Genomic DNA, 5,879 nt, shown 5'->3' with positions numbered 1-5,879 from the left:
TGCGGCGGCTGACGTTCTGGATAAGAGCGTGTGCGGACATGGCGTCAGGCTCCGGTGCTGGCTGCTTTGACGGCGGCGTGGATTCTCTGGTAGCAGCCGCACCGGCAGATGTTGCCGGACATCGCTTCCGTGATCTGCCGGTCGTCCGGGTTGCGGGTCGACGCCACGAAGGCCGCCGCCTGCATGATCTGTCCTGATTGACAGAAGCCGCATTGGGGCACGTTGGCGTCGCGCCAGGCCCGCTGGACCGGATGGTTGCCGTCGGGATCGAGGCCTTCGATCGTGGTGACCGGGTCGCCGACGTCGCCGACCGACGTGATGCAGGACCGCACGGCCTGTCCGCCGACATGGACGGTGCAGGCGCCGCAGGCCGCGATGCCGCAGCCGAACTTGGTGCCGGTCAGCCCGATCACGTCGCGGATGACCCAGAGCAGCGGCGTGTCCGGCGGAACATCGACCTGATGCTGTTTCCCGTTCACGGTGAGAGTAACCGCCATGGAGCGTCTCCTTTATTATTCTGGTTGCGCTAAACAGAAGCAATCGGAGCCGGCCTCCGAACTCCAGTGAAGCCGGCGGTTATTTCTTCGCTATCACGTTCGCGAAAACCTCGACCGTCAGGGGAAAGCTCGCGCCCTTGATGTCGACGAGGCGAAACTGTCCTGCCTTGACACGGGGAGTCACCTGCCCGTGGCGAACATCCGCCGCCACCGTCCTGCTGTCGGCCTCGACGGCGAACTGGACGGCGTCCGCCTTGTCGCCCGAGACTTTCCAGACCAGTTCGGCGGTGCGCGGTGGATAGCTGAGTTCGAAGGGCTCGCTGTTGGCGGTTTCGGCGGCGGCGGGTGCTTCGACCGCCACCGTCTGGATCAGGGTTTCCTCGAACTGAGGATTGTTATGGGCCAGCACCGCCTGACCGGACAGGAGGAGCGCCGCTACCGCTCCCAAGGACGCCGTGCGTGTCCGAAATCGTCCCGCCCCGGTCATGACGCCGATGCCCGCGTCACCTCGACGCTCACCGAATCCTCGTAAGTCTTGCCGTCCTGCCCGGCGCCCCTGAAGAGCTTCGTCAGCATCTTCAGGTTGCGTCCCTCGATCGTCTTGCTGCATTGCCGCTTGACGAACATGCCGCCGATCTCGGCCTCACCCGGACTGCGCGGCAGGTCGGCGCAGGTCCAGCCTTCCATCCCGTAGTGCTCCCGGACCCGCAGGGACAGCAGGTAGGCCTTCTTCTTGAGGTAGGGGCTGGCTTCGGCGTCCGTCACGATGCGCAGGGCGTCGATGGTGCCGTCGTCGGTCACCGCCATCGTCAGGACGACGGGATGACCGGCTATCTTGGTGCCCTCCCAGCGGTCGGCGAACTGGGCAAGCTGCTTGTCTTCCTCGAACTCGAACCGCATTTCCCGCAGGCCTGCGGCATTGGCAGGGCATTGCCGGTACTCCGGCCAGCCGGAGATCGCCGGTGCGTCCGGACCGGCGCAGGCGAACCCTTTCAGGCCGGCGGCGGATTTCCCGTCGAGCGGCAGGCCGACCCGGATCTGCCGGACATCGGTCTGCCGCATGTCGGCGGCCTGCGTCGCCGCCGGCAGGGCGGCTGCGACGCAGGCCGCCAGCAGGAACGAACAGCGCATCATGCGGGAGCGCATCACTTGTAGGTCAGGCATTGCTTGGCTCCTTCTCCCCAGAAGGCGACGCAGTCGGCCCGGTCGGGCTTTCCCTTGCCCTTGAGGTTGCCCATGACGTAATCGGCGACGGTTGCAACTTCGTCAGCGGTCAGGAACTCCGCCGCCTGGGGCGCCGCCTCGGCGCTGCCGGCCTTCGCGTCCATGCCGTAGCACTGGACGCTCGACCAGGCGTTCTTGTCGTGGAACGGCATGCGGGTCCCGGGCCTGCCGCACCGGACCACTTCGATGAGCTGGTCGCGGTCCAGGTGGGTGTTGCGCAGCGACAGGGCGGCACCGCCGTATCCGCCGCCGCCGCCGCCATGCCATTTGTGGCACCCGACGCAATTGGCCCTCTCGTAGATCGCCTTGCCGTCCTCCGCTCCCCAGGCCGGGCCGCCGGTCAGAGGCAGCGCCAGGACGGCGGCGGTCAGGGGACCCAGAACCGCGCCCTTGAAGGTTGTCATATGCATCTTGAGTGATTTTCCGCGACGAACCGGAATGCCGGGGCATTCCATAACAGACGGGCGGCGCAGGAACGCCGCCCGGAGGTTTCTACAGGGAGAAGACGTAGAGCATGCTGCTCGGCTGGACCTTCTCCAGACCCTTGGTCCCGTCGACGAACCATTTCGGCCAGGCGCCGCCCAACCCGACGAGGATGGCCACGTACTGCTTGCCGTCCACCGAATAGGTCATCGGGGGGGCATTGACGCCGGACCCCGTGTTGAACGTCCACAGCGGTTCGAGGGTCTTGGCGTCCAGCCCGTAGATTTCGCCGGAGGGATGTCCGGTGAAGACGACGCCGCCGGCCGTGGCGAGCATCCCGCCGAGCAGGGGGTAATGCGTCTTGAACTTGCCGGCGATCTTCCCGGACGTGACGTCGATGGCGGTCACGCTGCCGGTGATCTGGACGTGCTGGCGGGGACCGCCGCCGGTGATCTGGACGTGCTGGCGGGGACCGCCGCCGGTGAACCATTCTCTCGGCTTGTAGCTGTCGCCGGGGGTCATTTCCTCGTTGACCATCTGGTTGCAGCTCTCGATGACCGGTATGTACCAGAGCTTGAGCTGCGGGTTGTAAGCCGTCGGCGGCCAGTTCTTGCCGCCCATATTGCCGGGGCAGGAGGTGCCGACCGGGTTGTCGCGGCTGGGTGCCGTGCCCTCGGCATAGAGCTGGACCTGGGCGTTGGGATCGTAGTTGACCGGCTTGCCGGTTTCCTCGTCCAGGCCCGGCGTCCAGGTCAGCTTGTCGACGAACTGGGTCCCCCAAACGAAATCGCCGTTCTCGCGGTCAAGGGCGTAGCCGAAGCCGTTGCGGTTGGCGTGGAGCGCCAGCTTGCGCGCCTTGCCCCGGACCGTCTCGTCGACCAGCACGTGCTCGGCGACGGCATCGTAGTCGTAGGGGTCGTTGGGGGTGTACTGGTAGTGCCACTTGATCTGGCCGGTGGCGGGGGCCAGCGCCACCGCACTGTTGGTGTAGAGGTTGTCGCCGGGACGGTACTGGTTGTCCCAGTCCGGTCCGGGATTGCCGACGCCCCAGTAGATGACGTCGAGCTGCGGGTCGTACGTGCCGGTTACCCAGGTCGAGCCGCCGCCCGTCTTCCAGGCCTCGTAATCGTCCTTCCAGGTGTCGTGGCCGGGCTCGCCGGGGGCGGGAATGGTGTGGCGGCGCCAGACTTCCTTGCCGTCGCTGAGGTTGGTCGCCGCGATCCAGCCGCGGATGCCGTATTCGGCTCCGCCGACCCCGGTGATGGCCATGTCCTTGACGATCAGCGGCGCACCCGTGATCGTCTCAGCGATGCCGGGATCGGCGACCTTGCGTTCCCAGGCGACCTCGCCGGTTTCCTTGTTCGTGGCGATCAGGCGCCCGTCCAGGGTATGGGAGATCACCTTGTCCTTCCAGAGCGCCACGCCCCGGTTGTTGACGCCGCAGCAGGCGACGGCGCCGGACCACTCCTTGTCGGTCTTGGGGTCCATGCGCCAGATCAACTTGCCGGCTCCCCCATGTACGTCCAGTTTGTAGACGCTGCCCCAGCCGTCGGTGACATACATCATGCCGTCTTCGACGATGGGCGTGCCTTCCAGGCCGCCATGGGGCCAGATGCCGCCTTTCTCGATGCCGCCAAGCGCGAAGGTCCAGGCGACCTTCATGTTCTTGACGTTGCCGAGATTGATCTCGTCCAGCTTCGAGAAGCGCTGGCCGCTGTAGGATTCATGATGGTGGAGCCAGTTCTGCGGCTCCGCGTCCGGCGCCTTCAGCAGACGTTCCTGCGTGACGTCGCCGGCCAAGGCCTGAACGGGAACGAGGCTGGTTCCCAGTGCCCAGGTCACGGCGAGAGTCATCGCTGCCGGCGCCATGCGCCAGGCAGCCCCTTTAAGCCTGTTTATGTTTCCTCCCCAATGGGCTCTGCGGCCCGTTTTTTAAAGACGGTCTTCCCGTGGCGCTGCTTTCGTGCAGCAGCGCCCGGTATCCATTGAAGTTTTTTCAAGAATTCGCCGCACCTTTCCTTCATTGTCCGACATCGGGCATGGCGATACCCTGCCATGCTGGAAGTATTCCGGCATTTTGATGGAAAGGATTACTTTGGCGAACGAAAGGAATCGCTTGGCATCGGGCAGTCGGCCCGAATTGCGTTACGGAGATGGGAAAGGCGGCCCGACGGAGCCGTTCAGACTATGAAGCAATGATAAGGGGGATCCCGATCCACCCGGTCGAACGATATCACATGGTGCCAACGTCCCCTCCAGAGCTAGGAATCTGACCTGGGACAACGACAATCGTTACGGGATGAAGCGAAAAGACGCTGTATCAATCGTTGCGCATTCTCGACGTGCCACATTCCGATTGTTTTCTTAAAACATGGTTTCCGGAATGGTTTCAAGAGGAGATTGTGGTTCCCATCTACAGAATCTTTTATGTTGCAGCGCATCCTCGACCTGCAATCTTGCAAAGTTGAGGTAGATTTGTTGTTCGCTCTACTTCGGTGGATCGAGGAACGGCGAAAGGATGTACTGAAAACCTATCCGTCCGGCTAGATTCAGTGCATGCAGCCGGATGGCGGTCAACAGGCCGAGATTGCCTCGGCCTATGTCGTGCTGGCGTCGCGGTAGTCGAGCTTCGTGACGGGAGAAGCCTCAAGGCATTGCCGGCGGCAATCCGATAACCCGATCACGGCGATGGCCGAGCGTTCCGCCCGGCCATCCATGTCGAGCCATGTCGAGCCGTGCCGAGATCAGCGATGCGCCGGCGCAGCGCCTTGCGATCGCGCGACGGCTGTCGCGGACGCCGGGGGCTTGGCGGACCCTTCATGGATCTCCAGCTTGTTGAACAGGAGCGCCGCCAAAGTGCACACGGCGCCCGACAGCAGGTAGGCGCTGACCCAGCCCAGCCCGAAATTGCTGGAAAGTCCGAGCGCCACGAGCGGCGCGAAACCGGCGCCGGTCAGCCACGACAGGTCCGAACTGAGGGCGGCACCCGTGTAGCGGTACTGGCTGGAGAAGTTGGACGAGACGGCACCGGCCGCCTGACCGAACGACAGGCCCAGCAGACCGAAGCCGAGCACGATGAACGCGGTCTGCCCGAAGGAGTTGCCGCCCAGCAGGAACGGCGTCACGGCGCTGAAAAGGGCGATCAGCCCCGCGGAGATCGCCAGCAAGGGCCGGCGGCCGATCCGGTCGGCAATCAGACCGGACAGGACGATCGCCGCGGCGCCCACCACAGCTCCGGCGCACTGCACCAGCAGGAAGCTGCCGCTCGACCGGTCGGAGAACAGGGTCACCCAGCTCAGCGGGAAGATCGTGACCAGATGGAAAAGCGCGAAGCTGGCGAGCGGCACGAAGGCGCCGATCAGCACGAACTTGCCCTGCGCCGCGAACATGTCGGCAACGCTCGTCGGCTCCAGTTCACGCGTTTCGAGCTGCTTGACGAACTCGTCCGTAACGACGAGCCGAAGCCTGGCGAACAGCGCCACGACGTTGATCGTGAACGCGACGTAGAAGGGGAAACGCCAGCCCCAGCTCAGGAAATCCTCTTCCGACAGGTTGATCACGAAGTACGCGAACAGGCCGTTCGCCAGAAGGAAGCCGAAGGGTGCGCCGAGCTGCGGCATCATCGCATACCAGCCGCGACGGTTGCGCGGAGCGTTCAGCGACAGCAGCGACGCCAGCCCGTCCCAGGCACCGCCAAGCGCCAAGCCCTGGCTTACGCGGCATACGCCCAGCAGG

At 64.6% G+C, this 5,879-nt stretch carries 6 protein-coding genes; all 6 read right to left on the bottom strand.

Features of this window, described 5'->3' with window-relative positions; translation table 11 throughout:
- Positions 1-44: 44 nt before the first annotated feature.
- The gene (locus AC5JJ6_RS37900) at positions 45-497 is read right to left on the bottom strand and encodes a (2Fe-2S)-binding protein (RefSeq protein WP_044429524.1); all 453 of its coding nucleotides are present in this window, start codon (positions 495-497) and stop codon (positions 45-47) included.
- 79 nt (positions 498-576) lie between these two features.
- Positions 577-984: a hypothetical protein gene (locus AC5JJ6_RS37895; protein WP_496046991.1), complete on the bottom strand. Its 408-nt coding sequence runs from the start codon at positions 982-984 to the stop codon at positions 577-579.
- Entirely contained in the window at positions 981-1,661 is a 681-nt protein-coding gene (locus tag AC5JJ6_RS37890; protein ID WP_496046990.1) for a hypothetical protein, read from the bottom strand. Before AC5JJ6_RS37890 ends, AC5JJ6_RS37895 begins: the two co-directional genes overlap by 4 nt.
- Complete coding sequence (locus tag AC5JJ6_RS37885; protein WP_496046989.1) at positions 1,643-2,131, bottom strand: c-type cytochrome; 489 nt, start codon at positions 2,129-2,131, stop codon at positions 1,643-1,645. The genes AC5JJ6_RS37890 and AC5JJ6_RS37885 overlap by 19 nt, the downstream gene beginning before the upstream one ends.
- An 82-nt stretch (positions 2,132-2,213) precedes the next feature.
- Entirely contained in the window at positions 2,214-4,013 is a 1,800-nt protein-coding gene (locus AC5JJ6_RS37880) for a PQQ-dependent dehydrogenase, methanol/ethanol family (protein ID WP_496046988.1), read from the bottom strand.
- Positions 4,014-4,888: 875 nt separating this feature from the next.
- Positions 4,889-5,879 (bottom strand): MFS transporter (locus tag AC5JJ6_RS37875; RefSeq protein ID WP_496046987.1); only part of this gene is annotated, 991 nt, incomplete at its 5' end.

The sequence above is a fragment of the Skermanella sp. genome (genome assembly GCF_059503625.1).
This window is presented reverse-complemented; position numbering and strand designations above follow the sequence as displayed.